The 20,741-nt window shown below is 60.1% G+C and carries 16 protein-coding genes; 13 read left to right on the top strand and 3 right to left on the bottom strand.

Translation table 11 applies throughout. The annotated features are described in order from the left end of the window. Nucleotides 1-5: 5 nt before the first annotated feature. Both ACP3TA_RS11190 and ACP3TA_RS11185 read left to right on the top strand, forming a co-directional pair. Nucleotides 6-782: an SDR family oxidoreductase gene (locus ACP3TA_RS11190; RefSeq protein ID WP_016928808.1), complete on the top strand. Its 777-nt coding sequence runs from the start codon at nucleotides 6-8 to the stop codon at nucleotides 780-782. 77 nt (nucleotides 783-859) lie between these two features. Beyond that, nucleotides 860-1,714, top strand: a complete 855-nt coding sequence (locus tag ACP3TA_RS11185; protein ID WP_033642135.1) for a co-chaperone YbbN — start codon at nucleotides 860-862, stop codon at nucleotides 1,712-1,714. Between the two features lie 112 nt (nucleotides 1,715-1,826). Here the strand turns inward: ACP3TA_RS11185 and cfa are convergent, their stop codons facing one another. Then, nucleotides 1,827-2,978, bottom strand: coding sequence for a cyclopropane fatty acyl phospholipid synthase (gene cfa, locus ACP3TA_RS11180; RefSeq protein ID WP_033642134.1), 1,152 nt, complete (start codon nucleotides 2,976-2,978; stop codon nucleotides 1,827-1,829). Nucleotides 2,979-3,297: 319 nt separating this feature from the next. On the opposite strand from cfa, the gene ACP3TA_RS11175 reads away from it, so the two are divergent. Beyond that, a complete protein-coding gene (locus ACP3TA_RS11175) occupies nucleotides 3,298-4,203 on the top strand; it encodes an SPFH domain-containing protein (protein WP_004940203.1) in 906 nt (301 codons plus the stop codon). A gap of 2 nt (nucleotides 4,204-4,205) precedes the next feature. Next, nucleotides 4,206-4,667 (top strand): NfeD family protein, encoded by a 462-nt coding sequence (locus tag ACP3TA_RS11170; RefSeq protein WP_060659845.1) that lies wholly within the window; start codon nucleotides 4,206-4,208, stop codon nucleotides 4,665-4,667. Here ACP3TA_RS11170 and cueR read toward each other — a convergent pair. After that, on the bottom strand, nucleotides 4,664-5,065 hold the full coding sequence (gene cueR / locus ACP3TA_RS11165) for a Cu(I)-responsive transcriptional regulator (RefSeq protein WP_025301807.1): 402 nt from the start codon (nucleotides 5,063-5,065) through the stop codon (nucleotides 4,664-4,666). The genes ACP3TA_RS11170 and cueR overlap by 4 nt on opposite strands. 107 nt (nucleotides 5,066-5,172) lie before the next feature. Here cueR and copA point away from each other — a divergent pair, with 107 nt between their 5' ends. The 3 genes from copA to ybaK all read left to right on the top strand — a co-directional run bounded on the left by copA (nucleotide 5,173) and on the right by ybaK (nucleotide 9,532). Next, entirely contained in the window at nucleotides 5,173-7,884 is a 2,712-nt protein-coding gene (copA, locus tag ACP3TA_RS11160) for a copper-exporting P-type ATPase CopA (protein WP_060659846.1), read from the top strand. Nucleotides 7,885-8,017: 133 nt separating this feature from the next. Continuing rightward, nucleotides 8,018-8,824 (top strand): TraB/GumN family protein, encoded by an 807-nt coding sequence (locus tag ACP3TA_RS11155; RefSeq protein ID WP_033642130.1) that lies wholly within the window; start codon nucleotides 8,018-8,020, stop codon nucleotides 8,822-8,824. Between the two features lie 228 nt (nucleotides 8,825-9,052). Then, the gene (gene ybaK / locus ACP3TA_RS11150; RefSeq protein ID WP_004940240.1) at nucleotides 9,053-9,532 is read left to right on the top strand and encodes a Cys-tRNA(Pro)/Cys-tRNA(Cys) deacylase YbaK; all 480 of its coding nucleotides are present in this window, start codon (nucleotides 9,053-9,055) and stop codon (nucleotides 9,530-9,532) included. A gap of 10 nt (nucleotides 9,533-9,542) precedes the next feature. On the opposite strand, the gene dacB is transcribed toward ybaK, so the two are convergent. Further along, a complete protein-coding gene (dacB, locus tag ACP3TA_RS11145; protein WP_060659847.1) occupies nucleotides 9,543-11,009 on the bottom strand; it encodes a D-alanyl-D-alanine carboxypeptidase/D-alanyl-D-alanine endopeptidase in 1,467 nt (488 codons plus the stop codon). A 354-nt stretch (nucleotides 11,010-11,363) separates the two neighbouring features. Here dacB and ACP3TA_RS11140 point away from each other — a divergent pair, with 354 nt between their 5' ends. From ACP3TA_RS11140 to ACP3TA_RS11115, 6 genes are all read left to right on the top strand, one after another. Continuing rightward, nucleotides 11,364-11,648 carry a 2Fe-2S iron-sulfur cluster-binding protein gene (locus tag ACP3TA_RS11140; RefSeq protein ID WP_071845084.1) on the top strand — a complete coding sequence of 95 codons (285 nt, stop codon included), beginning with the start codon at nucleotides 11,364-11,366 and terminating at the stop codon, nucleotides 11,646-11,648. 13 nt (nucleotides 11,649-11,661) lie between these two features. Then, nucleotides 11,662-12,597 (top strand): diiron oxygenase, encoded by a 936-nt coding sequence (locus tag ACP3TA_RS11135; protein WP_033642127.1) that lies wholly within the window; start codon nucleotides 11,662-11,664, stop codon nucleotides 12,595-12,597. 68 nt (nucleotides 12,598-12,665) lie between these two features. Next, nucleotides 12,666-18,374: an amino acid adenylation domain-containing protein gene (locus ACP3TA_RS11130; protein WP_426784600.1), complete on the top strand. Its 5,709-nt coding sequence runs from the start codon at nucleotides 12,666-12,668 to the stop codon at nucleotides 18,372-18,374. Next, nucleotides 18,361-19,173 (top strand): cyclase family protein, encoded by an 813-nt coding sequence (locus ACP3TA_RS11125; protein WP_047572412.1) that lies wholly within the window; start codon nucleotides 18,361-18,363, stop codon nucleotides 19,171-19,173. The genes ACP3TA_RS11130 and ACP3TA_RS11125 overlap by 14 nt, the downstream gene beginning before the upstream one ends. Further along, a complete protein-coding gene (locus tag ACP3TA_RS11120) occupies nucleotides 19,170-19,907 on the top strand; it encodes a tryptophan 2,3-dioxygenase family protein (protein WP_046688382.1) in 738 nt (245 codons plus the stop codon). Before ACP3TA_RS11125 ends, ACP3TA_RS11120 begins: the two co-directional genes overlap by 4 nt. A 63-nt stretch (nucleotides 19,908-19,970) precedes the next feature. Continuing rightward, on the top strand, nucleotides 19,971-20,738 hold the full coding sequence (locus tag ACP3TA_RS11115; protein WP_162997215.1) for a thioesterase II family protein: 768 nt from the start codon (nucleotides 19,971-19,973) through the stop codon (nucleotides 20,736-20,738). Nucleotides 20,739-20,741: the final 3 nt, after the last annotated feature.

The following is a 20,741-nucleotide window of genomic DNA, read 5'->3' as shown; positions in this document are numbered from 1 at the left end:
AAGTTATGCAAAAAGCGGTATTGATAACCGGCTGTTCCAGCGGGATTGGCTTGATTGCGGCGCAGGATCTGCGCAACCGCGGCTACCGGGTGCTGGCCGCCTGCCGCAAGCCGCAGGACGTGGAAAACATGCGCCAGCTCGGGCTGGAAGGCATCGAGCTGGATCTGGACGACAGCGCCAGCGTCGAGCGCGCCGCCGCCGAGGTGATCGCGCTGACCGACGGCCGACTGTACGGTCTGTTCAATAACGGCGGTTTCGGCGTTTACGGCCCGCTCAGCCGCATTTCGCGCAGCCAGCTGGAACGGCAGTTTGCCACCAACCTGTTCGGCACCCACCAACTGACCCAGCTGCTGTTGCCGGCGATGTTGCCGCACGGCGAAGGGCGGATCATTCAGACCAGTTCGGTGATGGGCCTGGTCTCCAGTGCCGGACGCGGCGCCTACGCCGCCAGCAAGTTCGCGCTGGAAGCCTGGTCGGACGCGCTGCGCATGGAGCTGCACGGCAGCGGCATTCAGGTCAGCCTGATCGAACCGGGGCCGATCGCCACCCACTTTAGCCAGAACGTCAACCAGGCGCAGAGCGACAAACCGGTGCACAATCCCGGCATCGCCAAGCGCCTGACGCTGCCGCCGGAGGCCATTCTGCCCAAACTGCGCCACGCGCTGGAAAGCCCGCGCGCCAAACTGCGCTATCCGGTCACCCTGCTGGCGCACGCGATGAGCGTGCTGCGCCGCATTTTGCCGGGCCGCTGTCTGGATTGGCTGCTGCGCAGCAACGCTTAATTCGCCCGACGGGGTTGAAGAATGGCGGCGCGCCCCCATCTACACCCCATGGCTCCGCACGATCAGAGAGAAAAAAGATGCTAGCTCAAGCTGTTGTTGATATTAACGAAACTAACCTGCACCAGACGCTGGAACAATCGATGTCCACACCGGTGCTGTTCTACTTCTGGTCCGAGCGCAGCCAACACTGCCTGCAGCTCACGCCGGTGCTGGACAAGCTGGCGGCGGAATACGCCGGTCAGTTCATTCTGGCCAAGGTGGACTGCGACGCCGAACAGATGATCGCCTCGCAATTCGGGCTGCGTTCTATTCCGACGGTCTACCTGTTCAAAGACGGTCAGCCGGTCGACGGCTTCCAGGGCCCGCAGCCGGAAGAAGCGATCCGCGATTTGCTGCAGCGTTTCCTGCCGAAGGAAGAAGATCTGAAACTGGCACAGGCGCAGGAGCTGCTGGCCGCCGGCAACGCCGCCGAAGCGCTGCCGCTGCTGAAAGACGCCTGGCAGAGCAGCCAACAGCGCAGCGACATCGGCCTGACGCTGGCCGAAACTCAGATCGCGCTCAGCCGCAGCGAAGACGCTGAAGCGGTGCTGGCGACCATCCCGCTGCAGGATCGCGATACCCGCTATCAAGGTCTGGTGGCGCAGATTGAATTGTTGAAGCAGGCGGCGGACACGCCGGAAATCCAACAGCTGCAACAGCAGGTGCAGCAGCAGCCGGACAACGTCGAACTGGCGGTGCAGCTGGCGCTGCAACTGCATCAGGTCGGGCGTAACGAAGAAGCGCTGGAACTGCTGATGGGGCATCTGAAGAAAGATCTGGCCGCCGCCAACGGCAGCGCGCGCAAAACCCTGATGGACATTCTGGCCGCGCTCGGCACCGGAGACGCGCTGGCCGCTAAATATCGCCGCCAGCTGTACTCCCTGCTGTACTGATATCCGTCATACTTGAAGCTGCATCCAGGCGGCAAATGTGAGAAGCCCTGGGCGCTTAGATAACTAAGCGACCAGGGCTCGAACGTGCAGCCAGCTTGAAATATGACGGGGATTAGCGATAGACCCGCACCCCGCCCTCCACGCCCGCCGGGCTGAACAACACCTGCCACAGCTGAATGTTGCGCGAACGGAACGCGCCGGCGCAGGCGTTCAGGTAATAGGTGAACATGCGTTCGAAGCGCTCGGAATAACCGCCCATCAGATCCGGCCACGCCCGTTTGAAATTCTCCAGCCAGGCCATCAGCGTGCGATCGTAATCAGCGCCAAAGTTGTGCCAATCCTCCATCACGAAACGCCCTTCGCTGGCCTCGGCGATATGCCGCACCGAAGGCAGGCAGCCGTTGGGGAAGATGTATTTGTCTATCCAGGCGTCAACGTTGAGATCGGTCTGATTGGAACCGATGGTGTGCAGCAGGAACAGACCGTCGGGCTTCAGGTTGCGCGCCGCGACGCTAAAATAGGTCTCATAGTTTTTCGGCCCGACGTGCTCGAACATGCCGACCGACACGATGCGATCGAACTGGCGATCCAGATCGCGGTAATCCTGCAGCAAGATCTCGACGTCCAGCCCAGCGCAGCGTTCCTGCGCCAGCTTCTGCTGCTCGGCGGAAATGGTCACACCGTGCACCGAGACGCCGTAGTTTTGCGCCGCAAACTGCGCCAATCCGCCCCAGCCGCAGCCGATATCCAGCAGCGTCATGCCCGGTTTCAACTGCAGTTTTTCGCAGATCATCCTGAGCTTGGCCTGCTGCGCCTGCTCCAGCGTCTGCGCCTCTTTCCAGTAGCCGCAGGAGTATTGCATATAAGGATCGAGCATCGCCCGAAACAGGTCGTTGCCGATGTCGTAGTGCTCTTTGCCCACCTGCCAGGCGCGCTTGCGCGATTGGCGATTGAACAGCCGGGCATAGGCGATGCGCGCGATGTCGCTCAGGCTTTTCGGCAGCCGTTCATCGACGCCGGCCTGCAGAATGCGGGTGAACAGCATGTCCAGCCGTTCGCACTCCCACCAGCCGTCCATATAGCTTTCGCCGAAGCCGAGCGAGCCTTCCTGCAAAATGCGTTTGAACAGCGCCGGGTTATGCACCCGGATATCCCAGGCACGCGGGCCGTTGATGGCGACGCCGGCTTCCGCCAACATCTCCTCCACTATGCGATACCAGCGATCGTTCTTCTGGGCGAGTTCATCAACACTGAGCGAATCCATAACAATCCTTGGCCGAAATGTCATTTCAAAAAGCATAGTCGCAAATGAAAATGACAAATTTTTGACGGTAAACACGGGGGTGTTTTTACTCTAGCCAAGGCGAGCAACATCATGAAATGAATAAAAATTATTGAAATCATGCCATTTAGGCATACTTATTTTTCAGCTGTGCCACACTTGTCGTGACAACACTCTGTTCCAGACGCGGGATCCACCGCTCGCGGGTTGCGTCAGCGCCCTGGATTAAGTCGCGGTATCAGTAGGCATTTTTCCGGCGCTGTCGTAATATCTGTTTACATATGTCTGACAGGAGGTTTGCATGCTTACTTTTATTCCCATCGTGATCGTCGTCGCGCTGATTGTGGTGTTCGCCGGCGTCAAAATTGTGCCGCAGGGGTTCCAATGGACGGTAGAACGCTTCGGCCGCTATACCAAGACGCTGATGCCGGGCCTGAACCTGGTGGTGCCGTTCATGGACCGCATCGGCCGCAAAATCAACATGATGGAGCAGGTGCTGGACATCCCTTCCCAAGAGGTGATTTCCCGCGATAACGCCAACGTCGCCATCGACGCGGTGTGCTTTATCCAGGTGGTCGATCCGGCGCGCGCCGCCTACGAGGTCAGCAACCTCGAACAGGCGATCGTCAACCTGACCATGACCAACTTCCGCACCGTGCTCGGCTCGATGGAGCTGGACGAAATGCTGTCGCAGCGCGACAGCATCAACAGCCGCCTGTTGCACATCGTCGATGAAGCGACCAACCCTTGGGGGGTGAAAATCACCCGTATCGAGATCCGCGACGTGCGGCCGCCGGCGGAACTGATCGCCTCGATGAACGCCCAGATGAAGGCCGAGCGCACCAAGCGCGCCGACATCCTGGAGGCGGAGGGGGTGCGTCAGGCGGCCATTCTGCGCGCCGAAGGGGAGAAGCAATCGCAGATCCTGAAGGCCGAGGGCGAACGTCAGTCGGCGTTCCTGCAGGCGGAAGCGCGTGAGCGTGCCGCCGAGGCCGAGGCGCGCGCCACCCAGCTGGTGTCCGACGCCATCGCCAGCGGCAACATTCAGGCGGTGAACTACTTCGTGGCGCAGAAATACACCGATGCGCTGCAGAAGATCGGTTCCTCCAACAACAGCAAGGTGGTGATGATGCCGCTGGACGCCAGCAGCCTGCTCGGCTCGATCGGCGGCATTACCGAACTGCTGAAAGAAAGCAAAGGCAAATAATCATGCTCGAACTGATCGCGGCGAATCCGCTGTGGTTCTGGCTCTCTCTCGGGGGCGTGTTGCTGGCGGCGGAAATGCTCGGCGCCGGCGGCTACCTGCTGTGGAGCGGCGTGGCGGCGCTGTTGGTCGGCGCCTTGATCTGGCTGCTGCCACCGCTTTCCTGGGAATGGCAAGGCGTGATCTTCGCCATCCTGACCGTCGTCGTCGCCTATCTGTGGTGGTACTGGCTGCGTCGCCGCCCGGCGGCCGCATCCGGCGGTTCGCCGGTGCTCAACCAGCGCAACCGTCAGCTGATCGGCACCCGCGCCACGCTGACGGAGCCGATGCACAACGGCATGGGGCGCATTAATATCGGTGACAGCAGCTGGCGCGCGCAGGCGGCGGAAGATCTGCCCGCCGGCACCGAAGTGGAAGTGGTGGCGGTGGAAGGGGTCACGCTGGTGATCCGCGCCATCAGCCGTTAATTAGAACGACAACACCCCGCCAGGTTATTGATGATGGGGCACTCCGCCCCCTCGTCGCCCGGGCATTGTTCCGCCAACGTCAACAGGCGCTGGCGCATATTCCCCAGCTCGCTGATGTGCTTTTCGATCTCCGCCACCTTCTGCAGCGTGCGCGCCTTCACGTCGGCGCTGTGGCGGGCCGGATCGTTGAACAACGCTACCAGTTCGCGGCACTCGTCCAGGTTGAAGCCCACCTGCCGCGCCTGACGCAGCAGCGTCAGCTCTTCGACATGCTTGGCGGAATAGTGGCGGTAACCGTTGTCGCTGCGGATCGGGGCGGTAATCAACGCTTTCTCTTCGTAAAAACGAATCGTCTTGCTGGTTAAACCGGTTTTTTTCGCGACGTCGCTAATATTCATTTTCCCTCCTTGACCTTACCCTTGCTGGAAGGTTTAAGCTCCATTCTTAGTGAAAACAGGTCAGGCGGTCAACCTTTAAACACCGCCTCTACGCAAGGAGTTCAATCATGTCACACACCACTATGCTGGCATTGCAGGGGTTGTCCTGCATGAACTGCGCGCAGCGGGTGAAAAAAGCCCTGGAAAGCCGCAGCGATGTCGAACAGGCGGAGGTTAACGTCCATTACGCCAAAGTGACCGGCGAAGCGCCGGACAGCGCATTGATCGACAGCGTGATCGCCGCCGGCTATCAGGCCGAAGTCGCGCCGCGCGCCGACACCGAATTACAGCTGAGCGGCCTGAGCTGCATGCACTGCGTCGGCAGCACCCGCAAGGCGCTGGAAGCGGTGCCGGGGGTGTTCGCCGCCGACGTCGAGATCGACAACGCGAAAGTGTACGGCGATGCCGATCCGCAGGCGCTGATCGCCGCGGTGGAACATGCCGGTTATCACGCCAGCGTGGCGGGCGCCGTCGTCCCAAAAACTGAGCCGTTGACTGACGCAACACCTTCGTTGCCGGACGTTCAGCCAGCGGCGCAGCCTTCTCTTCCGGCAACCGACAGCGCGGACGACAGCGTACAGCTGCTGCTCAGCGGCATGACCTGCGCCAGCTGCGTCAATAAGGTGCAGCAGGCGCTGCAAAGCGTTCCCGGCGTGGAGCATGCGCGCGTCAACCTGGCGGAGCGCAGCGCGCTGGTGACCGGCGCCGCCGATGCGCAGGCGCTGGTGGCGGCGGTGGAAAAAGCCGGCTACGGCGCCGAGATGATTCAGGACGAAACCGAACGCCGCGAACGTCAGCAACAGACCGCACGCGCCAACATGAAGCGCTTTAGCTGGCAGGCGGCGCTGGGGCTGGCGTTGGGTATCCCACTGATGGCCTGGGGGCTGTTCGGCGGCAGCATGACGCTGACGCCGGAAACCCAGCGCCCCTGGCTGCTGGTCGGCGTCATTACCCTGGCGGTGATGGTGTTCGCCGGCGGGCACTTCTACCGCAACGCCTGGCGCGCATTGATGAACGGCAGCGCCACCATGGATACCCTGGTGGCGCTCGGCACCGGCGCCGCCTGGCTCTATTCGATCGCCGTCAACATTTGGCCCGATTTCTTCCCGATGGAGGCGCGTCACCTCTATTACGAGGCCAGCGCGATGATCATCGGTTTGATCAACCTCGGCCATGCGCTGGAACAGCGCGCCCGCCAGCGTTCTTCGCAGGCGCTGGAGCGGCTGCTCGATCTGACGCCGCCCACCGCGCGGCTGGTGACTGAAGACGGCGAGCGCGATATTCCGCTGGCGGAGGTGCAGCTCGGCATGACGCTGCGGCTGACCACCGGCGATCGCGTGCCGGTCGACGGTGAAATCGTGCAGGGCGAAGTCTGGCTCGATGAAGCGATGCTGACCGGCGAAGCGGTGCCGCAGCAAAAAGGCCCCGGCGACACGGTGCATGCCGGGACGGTAGTCGACGACGGCAGCGTGCTGTTCCGCGCCGCCGCCATCGGCAGCCAAACCACGCTGGCGCGCATCATCAAACTGGTGCGTCAAGCGCAGAGCAGTAAGCCGGCGATTGGCCAACTGGCCGACCGCGTCTCGGCGGTGTTCGTGCCGGCGGTGGTGGCGATCGCCCTGTTCAGCGCGGCGGTGTGGTACTTCTTTGGTCCGCAGCCGCAGCTGGTCTATACGCTGGTGATCGCCACCACGGTGCTGATCATCGCCTGCCCATGTGCGTTAGGATTGGCGACGCCGATGTCGATCATCTCCGGCGTGGGCCGCGCGGCGGAATTCGGCGTGCTGGTGCGCGACGCCGACGCCCTGCAGCAGGCCAGCCAGTTGGACACCCTGGTGTTCGATAAAACCGGCACCCTGACGGAAGGGAAACCGCAGGTGGTGGAGATCCTGACCTTCAATCAGGTCAGCGAACAGCAGGCGCTCGGCTGGGCCGCCGCGCTGGAACAAGGCTCCAACCACCCGCTGGCGCGCGCCATCATGGAACGCGCCGCCGGGCAAACGCTGCCGCAGGTGGCGCAGTTCCGCACCCTGCGCGGCGCCGGCGTCAGCGGGGAGATCGATGGCGTGCAGGTGCTGCTGGGCAACGCCGCGCTGCTGAAACAACATCAGGTCGCGGCCGACGAACTGGAGGCGCCGATGCGTGCCCAGGCCGAACGCGGCGTGACGCCGGTGCTGCTGGCCGTTGACGGTAAACCGGCTGCGCTGTTCGCCATTCGCGATCCGCTGCGCGAGGACAGCGTCGCGGCGCTGCAGCGCCTGCACCAGCAGGGATATCAGCTGGTGATGCTGACCGGCGACAACCCGGTGACCGCCAACGCCATCGCCAAAGAGGCCGGTATCGATCGGGTGATTGCCGGCGTGCTGCCGGACGGCAAAGCGGCGGCGATCAAACAGCTGCAGGCGCAGGGCCAACGCGTGGCAATGGTCGGCGACGGCATCAACGACGCCCCGGCGCTGGCGCAGGCCGACGTGGGCATCGCGATGGGCGGCGGCAGCGACATCGCCATCGAGACCGCCGCCATCACCCTGATGCGTCACAGCCTGCACGGGGTGGCGGATGCGGTGGAACTGTCGAAGGCCACGCTGCGCAACATGAAGCAGAACCTGTTCGGCGCCTTTATCTACAATACGCTGGGCATTCCGATCGCCGCCGGCGTGCTCTATCCGCTGACCGGCACGCTGCTCAGCCCGGTGGTGGCGGGCGCGGCGATGGCGCTGTCGTCCATTACCGTGGTCAGCAACGCCAACCGGCTGCTGCGTTTTAAACCCAGGAAGTAAGCTCCGGGGCGTCGTCAAGGCGCCCCGCTGTTTTCCGGGCTTCCCTGCGCGGCGGATAGCGTTTAGCATGAATGACGATTTTCCCTCGCCTTGCACGCGAAAACGCGCACCCGTTATTCAGGAGCCACGCCGTATGGGTCAACTGTTACGCCGCCTCGCCGCCTTTCTCGGCCTGATCTCGCCCAAAAGTTACGCTTATCCGGCGCTGGACATCACTCTGCCGGGCGAGCGTCGGCTCCATCTGGTGGGCAGCATCCATATGGGCACCGTCGATATGTCGCCGCTGCCGCCCCGGCTGGCCGCCCGGCTGCAACAGGCCGACGCGCTGATCGTCGAAGCCGATATCACCGATTCCGCCTCGCCTTTCGACCACGCCGAGCTGCAGCCGGCGCTGGAACAGCGCCTGTCCGCCGAAGAATATCAACAGCTGCTGGCGCTGTGCCACGAACTGGGCGCCGATCCGCACGCCTTCGCCACCCTGCCCGGCTGGCAGGTGGCGCTGATGATGCAGGCGCGGCAGGCTCAGCGTCTGGGGCTGCGCGCAGAGTACGGCGTAGATTATCAGCTGCTGCAGGCCGCCAGAGCGCAGGACAAACCGGTGATCGAACTCGAGGGGGCGCAGCAGCAGTTGGCGCTGCTGGAACAGCTGCCGGAAGGCGGCATCGCGCTGCTGCGCGATACGCTGGAGCATTGGCATACCAACGCGCGGCTGCTGCAAACCATGGTGAGCTGGTGGCTGGACGCCAAACCGCGCGGCACGCTGGACACGCTGCCGGCCACCTTCAGCGCCGGGCTTTACGACGTGCTGATGCATCAACGCAATCGCGACTGGCGGCGTCAGCTGGAGGCGCTGCCGGCCGGAGACTATGTGGTGGCGGTTGGCGCATTGCACCTGTATGGCGAGGATAACCTGCCGGCGATGCTGCAGCCGCAGGGGTAAAAAAGTGGCCAATATCGCTATTGGCCAGTCAAAGAGGAATTTCTTGTATTCTAGTTATACGCATAGCAACCGTGTTAACGGTTACAGTAAACAGGGTAGCAACCCGGTGAATATCTTGGCAACCCGCTTTATGTAACAGCCGCTCAGGTTGCCGGGCTGGTTGGATTTTTGTATTTTTAAGGCTGGTTATCACCCTTTCCCCACCGGGGACATTTTGGACAACACATCATGACGCCCGCAGTCGTTCTGCTTGAGAAACAAAAGGTCGCCTTCACCCTCCATCCTTATCACCACGACAGCGACGAAACCAACTTCGGCGATGAGGCGGTGAGAAAGCTGGGGCTGGATGCCGATCGGGTTTACAAAACCTTGCTGGTGGCGCTGAACGGCGACGCCAAACACCTGGCGGTGGCGGTCACGCCGGTCGCAACCCAGTTGGATCTGAAAAAGGTTGCCCGCGCCCTCGGCGCCAAAAAGGCCGAGATGGCCGATCCGCAGCTGGCGCAGCGCGTCACCGGGTATCTGGTGGGCGGCATCAGCCCGCTGGGGCAGAAAAAACGGCTGCCGACGGTGATCGACAGCCCGGCGCAAGCGTTCGCCACCATTTACGTTTCCGGCGGCAAACGCGGGCTGGATATTGAGCTGGCCGCCGCCGATCTGTGCCGCCTGCTGGCCGGCAGCTTCGCCGACATCGCCAAACGCGACTGACGCCGCGTACTCAGCGGCACACCACCGTGGCGTCACAGGCCGCCAGCGTTTCCACCAGGCGGTCCTCCAGCGCCTTCACCTGCGCGCCGGGCACCAGATAGTTATTGCTGATGATGGCGAACGCCAGCGGCCGCCCGGTCGCCGAATCGACATAGCCGCTGAGCGACGATACGCCGGTCATGGAACCGCTCTTGGCGTGAGCGCGCCCCGCCGCCGCGCTTTTCACCATGCGGTTACGCAGCGTGCCGCCCACCAGCAACCCCGGCTCGCCCGCAACGGGCAAGGCGCGATACCAGTCGGCGAACCACGGCTGTTTTCTGGCCGCCAGCAGCAGCGTCGTCAGCTGTTGCGGCGTGATCTGGTTCATGCGCGACAGCCCTGAACCGTCCACCTGGCGATACGCGTCGGCCGCGATGCCCTGGCTTTGCACAAATCCGTTTATCGCCTGAAGGCCGGCGGCCCAATCCCCTTTGTCCTGCGTCTTGCGGCCCATCGCCTTGGTCAATATCTCGCCGTAGCCGTTATTGGACACTTTCAGGAAGGTGACGACCAGGCGGGAGAGCGGCGGCGAGGTTTTTTGCGCCAGCAGCTGTGCGCCGGCCGGTGTCACGCCCTCTTCAGCGTTGCCGCGCAGGGTAATGCCGTGCGCGCGCAGAGCATGTTGCAATAAAGCGCCGACGACGAGGGCCGGTTGATCGACGGTAATCAATCGCGAGCTGGCCTCCGCCTGTGCGGCGATGGTGCCGCTGACCACGATCCGGTTGCTGCCCGGCCGGCGCTCGTACGTCAGCGCGGTGTCACTGCCGGTGGTGGTGCGATTGACCAGCGTCACCGCGTCATTGGCGGGATAGAAGCTCGCCCGTCCCGGCGCGCCGGCGCGAGCACCCGGCCGCACATCCACCTGCACCACGTTGATATCGCCGCCGGGGGTAAAGGCGTAGTTCAGCGCCGAGATCGGCGCAGCGAAGGCGAAGGGTTCATCGTCCCAGCTCCAGCCGGCGCCGAATGGCGTTTGATCGAAGGCGCCGGCGTCCAGCAACAACCGCCCCTGTATATGACGGATGCCGCGCTGCGCCAGCGCCGCGGCGAAGGTGTCGAGATCGTCCGGATGCAGCGTCGGATCGCCGCTGCCCTGCAGATAGAGATCTCCCCGCAACGTGTCGCCGCGCTGCTCGCCGGCGGTCAGCAGCCGGGTTTCAAACCGGTAATCCGCCCCCAGCACGCCGAACGCCGCCAAAGAAGTGAAGATCTTCATATTGGAAGCCGGCGCCAAACGCTGCTCCGCGTGCGCCTGATACAGCACCTTGCCGCTGTCGGCATCGCGCACCATCACGCCGTTCGACGCCCCGGCCAACGCCTTGTCCTGGCCGAGGGCCGCCAGCGCCTGGCTGAGGGTTTGTCCATGACGTTCGCCGGATGACGAACACCCCGCCAGCGCCACGATGGCGGGCAGCAGCCAGCCTGCGGTTTTCAACATGTCATCTTCCTGTTTGCGTTATCAAAACCAAATTGTCGCTCAGGCTATCATTGGAAGGCGGCGACGTCCTGTTTTCCATTCACTGAACAACGATTTTTGCCTATTGATATTATAAAACAAGCAATAGTAAGAATTGCTAAACAATCCAGGCAATAAAGTTTGAATATGAACTATATTATGTGAAACAACCTTTAATATAATGTTAATGTTTTTAATGTGTCGTGTTGACAATAAACAAAGCCAAAGCTATCGTTACTCCCCATTAAAACTCACAACCTATTATTAATAACAATTTACTTATATGAATTTTAAAATGTGATCTCACTCACTGACTTCCATAGGGAATAACACGCCATGTCTGCAAATACAGGGCCCGATGGCCATCAAGTTATTTTTGATGGCGCGGGCATCGGTGACTTTTGTCCTGAAACGTCGCTGCTTGAAAACTTTGAAAGATTAAATATCGACATTCCCAACCTATGCCGAAAGGGGAGGTGCGGCTGTTGCAAATTACTTCTAATCAGCGGAAATATACGCCATGAAAAACAGAGTGCCTTATGCGAAGAGGAGTTAGAAGAGAATATTATTCTGGCCTGCTGCGCCTATTCACAATCGGATATTGAAATAGAACTCTATTAATAAGGATTAACCGATGAGCCTCATTGAAACCACGTTGAAAAAATGGGATCGCGCCGCGATTGTCCGCTCCCGCCCGCGTCGCCTTCTCAACGAACAGGACAGCCAATCAACCCTTTTCTTCCCCCTCGAACGTCTGCCGCTGTGCCTCCATCCGCGCGTTGCCGCGCTCGGTGAACAAGCATTGCGCTATATTCAGGTACAAACCCTCTACCATTACCTGAATGGCATCGCCAACATCGAGTTGGATATCATCAATGATTCCAGTTACAAGCTCTACAAAAACGCAGTCGGCGTAGACTTTCCGCTTGAAATGCGCTTAGACGCGCTGACCGTGGTCGTGGATGAATCCTATCACGCCCTGGTGGCGCTGGATCTGATCAATCAGGTAGAGCAGATGACGTCCATTGCGCCGCTGCCGATGCCAAAAGATACCGAGGCCTCCTATGCCCTGGCGCAATCGTTGGCAATGGGCGACGAACGGCTGCGCGAGCTGCTGCGACTGGTTTGCGTGTCCCTGTCGGAGCAGGCGCTGACGACCGATCTGATCGATGTGATCAACAACGAAGATATCTTCCCGACTTTCTATCTGGTGATGAAAGATCACGTTGCGGATGAAGGCCGCCATGCCCGCTTCTCACAGCAGGTGCTGAGCCATATCTGGCGCCACAGCGACGCGGTCACCAAGCAAGCGTTGCAACAACCGATTTTGGCTTTCCTGGAAGGCTACGCAACCGACGCTATCGCCAAAGATTTCAGCGCCTGCATGTTGCGCCAACTCGGACTGACAGAAGCGGAAATTATCGACATCATCGCAGACACTTATCCAGCAACGCATGTTAAACCGTGGGAAACCAATAATATCGTCACGGAGCAAATGTTGGTGGCGCTGAATAAATCGGGCATTCTGGCTGATTTGCCTATCGCCGATGCGCTGCATGCAAAAATCTAATTAACCGGTATAAAAATCCAGCACCTTTGATATTCCGCAAGGGAAACCATTATTCTCAGGAAGCAAAAATGGAATTACTTCATATTGGCTATTTCGGCGACAGCGCCTGCGGTAAATTATTAACCGACGAAATCCAGGAATACGGCCATCAGGTTAGCTTTATCAGTCTCGAACACCGTCCAACCGAAAAGCTCGACCTTATTATCACCACTGAAAATAACGCTGAAACAATACGACGACTGCAACAGCAGGGAAAAAATCTGCTGACGCTCGCAACCAATAAAAAAAATATTAACGACATTGACACCCTGCAAAACCAAGAACACTTCTCTCTGTACTTTAGCTCCGCCGGCCAGGCCGCTTATCTGTGCGATGCGCTGTCGGATATGGCCGCTGACGCCCAACTTCCCCTGCTGCAGGAAAGGCTTGTCGACATTGTGGTCGAGCTGTCGCGTGGCGGTATACCGCCGGTACAAGAACTTCCCTACCGCTTGGCGCGTAAATACTATGCCGAATCACCGACGCGCATGCGCGAATTGACCGCATTGCTGATGGAACGTCTTGGCGATCAGATGCAGGGACGTTGCGGCAGCGATCTCTGCCATCTCACCTGGCAACCCGGCGCCGACTTCCATACGGTGCCGGTAGCGGACATCACGTCCCCCGCACAGCTGCAACATTTCTTCTTTAATGAAACCGGCGCGCTCAAACAGGGACGCTATGCCCAGCCACGAGTGATGGTCGACGTAGCGGCTTGCGGTGACGGCACTCAGCTTACCCTGTATGGCGACGACATGCGTTTCAACGCGTTCACCGACTATCTTGACGCGCTATTGGCAGATCCGGCCGATCCCATCGCCGCGCCCATTGTTACTCAACCTCACACGTTACATCGCCTGAGCCAATTCAACGCAACCGACGATGCCGAGCTCCTGGCGCACGACGTCATCGCTTTGTTCCGCCACGCCGCCGCCGCTCATCCGCAACAGGCCGCGCTGCATGCCGATGGCCAGACATACAGCTATGGAGAAATCGATCGCGCCTCGGATCAGTTTGCCTGTTGGCTGCTTGAACACAGCGGCGCCGCCAGTTCGGTCGTCGCCGTCTCGATGGACAAGTCAGCGACGCTGCTGATCGTGCTGTTGGGGATACTGAAAAGCAATAAAACCTATGTACTGCTCGACCCGCAGGCGCCAGCGGCGCGCAATCAAAGCATTCTTGACGACGTACAGCCCGCGCTGATTTTGGCCGACTCGCCGTTGCACTCCGGCGACGCGCCATGCATTGCGCCATCAAGCATTGATTACCGTTCGCTGAACATCCATGCGGAGCAACTCCCTCAATCGCGAGACGCTCTGGCCTACGTCTGCTATACCTCCGGGACGACAGGCAAGCCCAAAGGCGTCATGATCGGGCGTGAAGGCCTGAGCAACGTGGCGCAAAACCACCGCGATTTCATTGGACTGGCGCAAGGCAGCCGCGTGCTGGCCATCGCCTCGCTGGGTTTCGACGCCTTCGGCTGGGACGTCTATGGCGCGTTAGTCAGCGGCGCGACGCTTTATCTTGCGCCCTCGGAGCTGCATACCGATGTCGGCGCGCTGCACGACTATCTGACTCAACACGATATCGGCCATATCACTATTACGCCGGCAATTCTGGAATTGTTGCCCCGCGAAATGTGGCCGGGACTGCGGACGATGATCGTCATGGGAGATGCCCCGCCTGCGGACGTCGTTGCCTGGTGGGCCGAACGCACCCGATTGTGCAACGGTTACGGGCCGACCGAGGCTTCCATTGCCACTTCGCTGTGCGAGTATCGTCCCGGCGTTCCCTGGAACTGCATTGGCAAACCGCTGAAAAACTACCGTTGCCACATCCTTGATCCCCACCATAATCCACTGCCGGTCGGTTTTGAGGGCGAACTGTGCATCGCCGGCAGCGGCCTGGCGCACGGTTACCTGCATCAAGAGGCGCTGAGCGCAGAGAAGTTCATTACCTGTCGGCTACCGTATATGGCGGCCGAAGAGCGTCTTTATCGAACCGGCGACATCGCCAAATGGGACGAACAGGGCAACATTATTTTCGTCGGCCGCCGCGATCACCAGGTGAAGATACGCGGAGTGCGCATCGAGATGGGAGAAGTGGAAAGCGCCGTCCGCAGTCATCCACTGGTTGAAAGCGCCTGCGTGGTCGCTCGCAGCCAGCCCTCGGGCAAAATTCTCGCCGCCTTCGTGCAACCCGCTTCGCCTGAGCTGACGATCGACGCGCTGCGCCACGCGTTGGTCACACTGCTCCACCCCGCCGCGATCCCCAGCGTCTTTATTTTCTTGCCGGCGCTGCCGCTGACCATCAATGGCAAGATCGCCCGCCAACAGTTGGAAAACTGGCCACTGGATGAGCGGAATGAGCGCCTTACACCGCCGGAAACCGAAACGGAGGCCATTCTCGAGCGCATCGTGGCCAACGCGATCGGCTGTCCGCAAGCCGACGTCACCCAGGAGTTCATCAACCTGGGCGCGCACTCGCTGACCATGAGCAAAATCGTCGCGCTCGTCGCACGCGATCTTTGCTGCCACCTGAGCATCGCCGATCTGTTCCGCCACAATACGGTGCGCAAATTGGCCGAATATATCGAGAATAAGGCCGTTGCCGCGGAGCGCGCCATCGCGATCTGCGACGAACGCCGCGCGCCGCTCAGCCCGCAGCAGAACCTGCTCTGGTACCTGAGCGCATTGAATCCTGACGACTGCAGTTACAACCTGCCGCTGGCGGTAGACATCCAGGGCCCGCTTGATCTGGGGCGCTTTGAGCAGGCGATCAATTTTATTTATGAAAAACATGAAAGCCTGCGCACTCGTTTCACCGAAACCGACGGTGTCGCCTATCAGTTGGCAGAACCACATACCCCGATTCGCCTTGCCGATCACTGGGTGGAAGGCCAAACGCAGTCGGCAGAAAAGTGGGTGCGCCAACTGTGTGCTACGCCTTTCGACATCACCGCTCGGCCGCCACTGGCGCTTCGGCTGGTACAGTATCAGCAGCAGCACCATGTTTTGATTTGGGTAAAACACAACATTATTACCGACGCTTGGAGCGAACAACTGATCCTTAACGATCTGTGGCAGCGCTATAACGAGCTCGACAATCACAACGGCTTCGACGCACCGCAGCCGCAGATCCAAACCATCGATATCGTTAACAGCGGCATCGCGTCACCTGCACCGGCGGATGCCGCTTACTGGCAACAGCAGCTGCAAGGCTGCCGCGAACTGGACTTCCCGCTGGATAAGCCGCGCCCGCTAATGCCGACGCACGCCGGAGAACGCATCCATTATCAGCTGCAGCCCGACGTCGCCGATCTGCTGGCGTCACGGGGCAAAGCGCTGGGCGCCACGCCTTTCGCCTTGCTCTGCACGGCATTAAGTTTGCTGCTCAGCCGTTATACTCAGCAGCAGGATATCGTCATCGGCACCGCCATCGCAGCGCGGGACAACCTGGATCAGGCGCAAGTCAGCGGCTTCCATGTCAATACCGTTCCGCTGCGTATCCAACTGGGCGAACAGGACACCCTCGCCGGGCTGATCGGTAACATGATGGAAACCTGCATCGGCGCCTATCAGCATCAGCAGCTCTCGTTCGACCGGATCTTGCACCAGATCGAATACGAGCGGATGTCGAACAAAAATCCGTTATTCCAAATCATGGCGATCCTGCAGAACGCCGGCGACGTATGCCAACAAAACCTGCGCGATTGCACGCTGCATCGCTTGCCGCTTTCATCGGGCTTCTCGATGTTCGATATGACCTGGAACTTCAGTGTGGAACAAGGCGCCGTCGCCATCGAACTCGATTACGCCAGCGAACTGTTTTATCCCGCCAGCATGCAGATGCTGTTGGACAACTATCAGCAAACGCTGCAACAACTGCTCACCCTGCCGGCCAATACGGCGCAGCATGCCCTTAACCCGCTATGCGAACGGGAACAAGATTGGCTGCAACAGTTGGCCGTCAACGCGGACGCAGGCTCACGTGACTCGCTGCTGGTGCAAATTGGCCGGTTGGCACATACCCAGCCTGACAGCCTCGCCGTCAGCTGCGAACGGCATCAGTACAGCTACCGTCAGCTGTGGGCGCAGTCTGAACGCGTCGCGCATGCCTTGCTGCGCATCGACAGCCGGCCTTTCTCGGTCGGCGTCATGATGGAGAAAAGTTGCCACGTCGCCGTGCTCCTGCTCGGCGTGCTGAGAGCCGGCAAACACTACGTGCCGATTGACGTACACTACCCGGCCGACCGCGTGAGCTACATGATCGAGAACGCGCAAGCCCGGTTGCTGGTGACCGATGGTGAGCCAGAGCAAGGTTGGGCCAGTCCCGCCGTCGGTTTCGACTCGCTGGTTTCTCATCCTGCAGCGGCCGACGCGTTGCCGATCCCAGCCGACGATACGCTGGCCTATATCATGTACACCTCAGGCTCAACCGGTAACCCCAAAGGGGTGATGATCACGCATGGCAACCTGAACAATTTCACCAACGACTTCGTCGGGCGGCTGGCGCTGAGCGCGCGCGATAAGGTGCTCAGCCTGACCAGCATCAGTTTCGATATTTTTGGGTTGGAACTGTTCTGCTCGCTGGCCGGCGGCGCGCACGTCACACTGTGTCCACGAGAAACCGCCATGGATCCGGTCAAGCTGTATCACTTTATCGAGCAGCAACAGCCCAGCGTGATTCAAGCGACACCTACCGTCTGGAGTACCATCGTCCACCACCTGCCGGCGGCGAGCCAACGCCCCCTGACCGTGCTATGCGGTGGCGAGAAAATGCCGGCGGCCCTGTTGACGCAATTGCGACGCATCGCGACACGGGTGCTGCAGGTGTATGGCCCGACGGAAACCACCATCTGGTCGACCTGCGCCGATCTGACTCACGAAGGCGCAAGCGACTGTATCGGCACGCCGATCCAGGCGACTGAGGTTCTGGTCATGGATCAGGCCGGCAACCCGCTGCCAAGCGGCGCATTGGGTGAGCTGTGGCTGGGCGGCGCAGGGGTATCGCCGGGGTATTGGCGCAACCCGACGCTGAGCGATAAGGTCTTTCTACGGCGTCAGGCGTTCGGCGCCGAGCGCTATATGTACCGCACCGGCGACATTGTGCGTTTTAATCGACAGGGGCAGCTGGAGTATCTCGGCCGGAACGATCACCAGGTCAAAATTCGCGGTCACCGCATCGAGTTGAGCGAAATCGATCTCAGTTTATCGTCTCTCGACAATATCGAGCGATCGCTCAGTTTAATTGTCGGTGAAGACCAGCAAGCCCGCATCGTCAGCTACCTGCAGTTAACGCCGGGAGCAGAGCTGAATGAAAAAGCGGTGCGCGCGGCGCTGAAAGCCCGTTTGCCGAATATCATGATCCCGTCCGGTTTTGTGGTGCTGTCGGCCTTCCCGCTCACCAACAACAACAAAATCGACATTCGTCGGTTACCGGCACCGGAAATCCGCTATTCGGCTTCGGAAGCGGACTACACGCCTGCGGCCAACGAGGCGGAAAGCGCCATGCAGCATATCTGGCAACAAGTCTTGTCACAGACGCAGATCAGCGTCTGCGACAGCTTCTTCAGCCTGGGTGGAAATTCACTGCAGATCCCGCAGCTGCTGCACGCCATTCGTCAACAGATGGGCGTCTCGCTGACTATCCGCGAATTCATCATGCACAGTCAGATCCGCGAACTCACCGCGCTGGCCTTGAGCAAAACTGCCGAGGCCGCCGATGAAACGCATTGAGGTGTACCACCAAGGGCGTTGTCATCACCTTGACCACCGAGAGCCGCTGCGGCTCTCGGCCAGGCTGGACTTCGCCGATAACCCAACCAACCTTTATGGCGTGGCTCCCGCCGACTCGGCGCCGCTGAGTTACGGCGATACCGTCGCCAGCGTGCGTCATGGCGGGGTCTGCAACGCCGAGCGCATCAGCCTGGTGCCGCATTGCCACGGCACACACACCGAATGCATCGGCCATATTCTTCCTGAAACGCACAACGTGGCGGATTTGCCGCTTGAACCGTTCATCGCCGCCACCCTGATTCGCGTCAGGCCGCAGCGAGCGGACGCAACTGCAGAGAGCTATAACGCCAGCGCTGCCTGTGAAGATTGGCTGATTACCCGGGCGGCACTCGATGACGCGTTGGCGCCGTTGTCGGGCGACTACCTGCAGGCTTTGGTGATAGCAACCGAGGCGCCGAGCGATTTCCGCGCCGCGGCCTGCGCCCCCTACTTCAGCCATCAAGCCCTGGCGCGCATCGTCGAACTCGGTGTCCAGCATCTGTTGGTGGATATTCCATCAATCGACCGGCTATACGACGGCGGACGCATGGACAACCATCGCCGTTTTTGGGGGCTTGAGGCCCCCGACAGGCCGCAAACAGGGCGCAAATACGCCTCCGTGACCGAGCTGATTCAGGTTCCCGCGCAGGCCGCGACGGGACACTATTTTCTGACCATTCAACTGCCGGATCTGAGCGGGGATGCCCTTCCCAGCCGGCCCATCTTATTTTCGTTTTCTACAGGGAAAGTGACATCATGAATTACGCCAGCTATCTGCAGCTAAACCAGCTGCTGTCGCTGCAACAGCCAGCCTCGCCGTCTGCGGAACACCGCAATGAAAATTTGTTTATCATCACTCATCAAACCTACGAGCTCTGGTTCAAGCAGCTGATCGATGAGCTTCATCTGGCGATCGCGCAGATCGAAGAAGGAGATATACCGGCGGCGATCGAAACGATGACGCGTGTCAATGCCATTACTCAAACCGTGGTGAATCAGATCGCCGTGATTTGCACGCTGAAGTTTCACGAATTCCAGCGTTTTCGCAGCTATCTCGGCACCGCCAGCGGTTTTCAATCCTACCAGTTCGCCGGTATAGAAGCGCTACTCGGCAAGGAAAATCCGAAGAAACTACAGCAGTATCAAGGTGATGAAGAGGTACAACGCCGACTGGCGGCTATCATCCAACCGGTTTCCCTATGGCAGGCAATACGCGGCCATCTGATGCGTCTCAATGACCAGCCCAATCAGGCGGCACAAGGCTTCGACGACATCATCAGGCAATCGCTGACACGTTCGAGCTGCGAGTCGCTGCTGCTCAATCAATTGCTGGATTTGGATTCACTGCTGCAGGAGTGGCGTTACCGCCATGTGAAACTGGTGGAACGTACTATCGGGCAGCGGAAAGGTACCGGCGGTTCATCGGGTTCGGATTATCTGAAATCTACGCTGTTCACGCCGATCTTCGATGAATTGTGGAACGCCATCAACTGAATGCGTTCCTTAACGCCAAGGAGGCTCAGGCTTCCTTGGCCCCCTGAAAATACGGATTTCGCCATGCATTGCACCCACTTCCCCAACGCCCCACGCAGCTTGAAACCGCTGACGCCAGGGCGCCAGGGCAGCCTGCGGCTGATCGCTTTTCCCCACGCCGGCGCCGGCGCCACTGCCTTTCAGGGGTGGAGCCCCTCGTTGCATCAGGACATCGAACTCTATGCCGTGCAATACCCCGGTCGAGAGGAGCGGGCGAACGAAGCGCCGCTCTGCCACCCCCAATCACTCATCAATCAACTGATCCCAGCACTGCAGCCACTGCAGGATAAACCGCTGATCTTTTTCGGCCACAGTCTTGGCGGACGGGTTGCGCTGGCGTTAGCGACGGCGCTGCCTCAGCCGCCGCTGCAGTTGATCATTTCCGCCAGTTCATCGCCCTTCCTGGCGCGCCACAGTTCGTTGCTGAGAATGCCGCGTGCCGCTTTGTTGAACGCGCTATGTGCCGGTGAGGGTCTGGATGCGTCGCTCATCGGCGACAGCGCGCTGCTCGATTACTATCTGCCGCTGATCCGTGCCGATCTGATGCTGTCCAGCCAATTGCTTTTCCCTGCGCAACCGGGTTACCGCGCCCCGCTGGCGATGTTTTATGGTGAAAACGACGAGTTGATCGATCGGCAGGATTTGCTCGATTGGCGCCGGATCGCGCAAGGCGATTTTCAGCAGCGCACTTTTGCCGGCGGACATATGTATATCACCACTCAGCGCGACGCCGTGATAGCCGGCATTCACCAGTTGCTGGCAGGCCACCTGAGTGAACCGGCCAGCCGGTAGCAC

It is taken from the genome of Serratia sp. 2C06 (genome assembly GCF_050037615.1).
GTDB classification, from domain to species: domain Bacteria; phylum Pseudomonadota; class Gammaproteobacteria; order Enterobacterales; family Enterobacteriaceae; genus Serratia; species Serratia ureilytica.
Note: the sequence above shows the minus strand (reverse complement) of the source record. Positions and strands in the feature narration are given on the sequence as shown.

Coding starts and splice junctions, on each gene's coding strand:
- ACP3TA_RS11190 (WP_016928808.1), top strand. CDS start 6: ATGCAAAAAGCGGTATTGATAACCGGCTGTTCCAGCGGGATTGGCTTG.
- ACP3TA_RS11185 (WP_033642135.1), top strand. CDS start 860: ATGCTAGCTCAAGCTGTTGTTGATATTAACGAAACTAACCTGCACCAG.
- cfa (WP_033642134.1), bottom strand. CDS start 2,978: ATGGATTCGCTCAGTGTTGATGAACTCGCCCAGAAGAACGATCGCTGG.
- ACP3TA_RS11175 (WP_004940203.1), top strand. CDS start 3,298: ATGCTTACTTTTATTCCCATCGTGATCGTCGTCGCGCTGATTGTGGTG.
- ACP3TA_RS11170 (WP_060659845.1), top strand. CDS start 4,206: ATGCTCGAACTGATCGCGGCGAATCCGCTGTGGTTCTGGCTCTCTCTC.
- cueR (WP_025301807.1), bottom strand. CDS start 5,065: ATGAATATTAGCGACGTCGCGAAAAAAACCGGTTTAACCAGCAAGACG.
- copA (WP_060659846.1), top strand. CDS start 5,173: ATGTCACACACCACTATGCTGGCATTGCAGGGGTTGTCCTGCATGAAC.
- ACP3TA_RS11155 (WP_033642130.1), top strand. CDS start 8,018: ATGGGTCAACTGTTACGCCGCCTCGCCGCCTTTCTCGGCCTGATCTCG.
- ybaK (WP_004940240.1), top strand. CDS start 9,053: ATGACGCCCGCAGTCGTTCTGCTTGAGAAACAAAAGGTCGCCTTCACC.
- dacB (WP_060659847.1), bottom strand. CDS start 11,009: ATGTTGAAAACCGCAGGCTGGCTGCTGCCCGCCATCGTGGCGCTGGCG.
- ACP3TA_RS11140 (WP_071845084.1), top strand. CDS start 11,364: ATGTCTGCAAATACAGGGCCCGATGGCCATCAAGTTATTTTTGATGGC.
- ACP3TA_RS11135 (WP_033642127.1), top strand. CDS start 11,662: ATGAGCCTCATTGAAACCACGTTGAAAAAATGGGATCGCGCCGCGATT.
- ACP3TA_RS11130 (WP_426784600.1), top strand. CDS start 12,666: ATGGAATTACTTCATATTGGCTATTTCGGCGACAGCGCCTGCGGTAAA.
- ACP3TA_RS11125 (WP_047572412.1), top strand. CDS start 18,361: ATGAAACGCATTGAGGTGTACCACCAAGGGCGTTGTCATCACCTTGAC.
- ACP3TA_RS11120 (WP_046688382.1), top strand. CDS start 19,170: ATGAATTACGCCAGCTATCTGCAGCTAAACCAGCTGCTGTCGCTGCAA.
- ACP3TA_RS11115 (WP_162997215.1), top strand. CDS start 19,971: ATGCATTGCACCCACTTCCCCAACGCCCCACGCAGCTTGAAACCGCTG.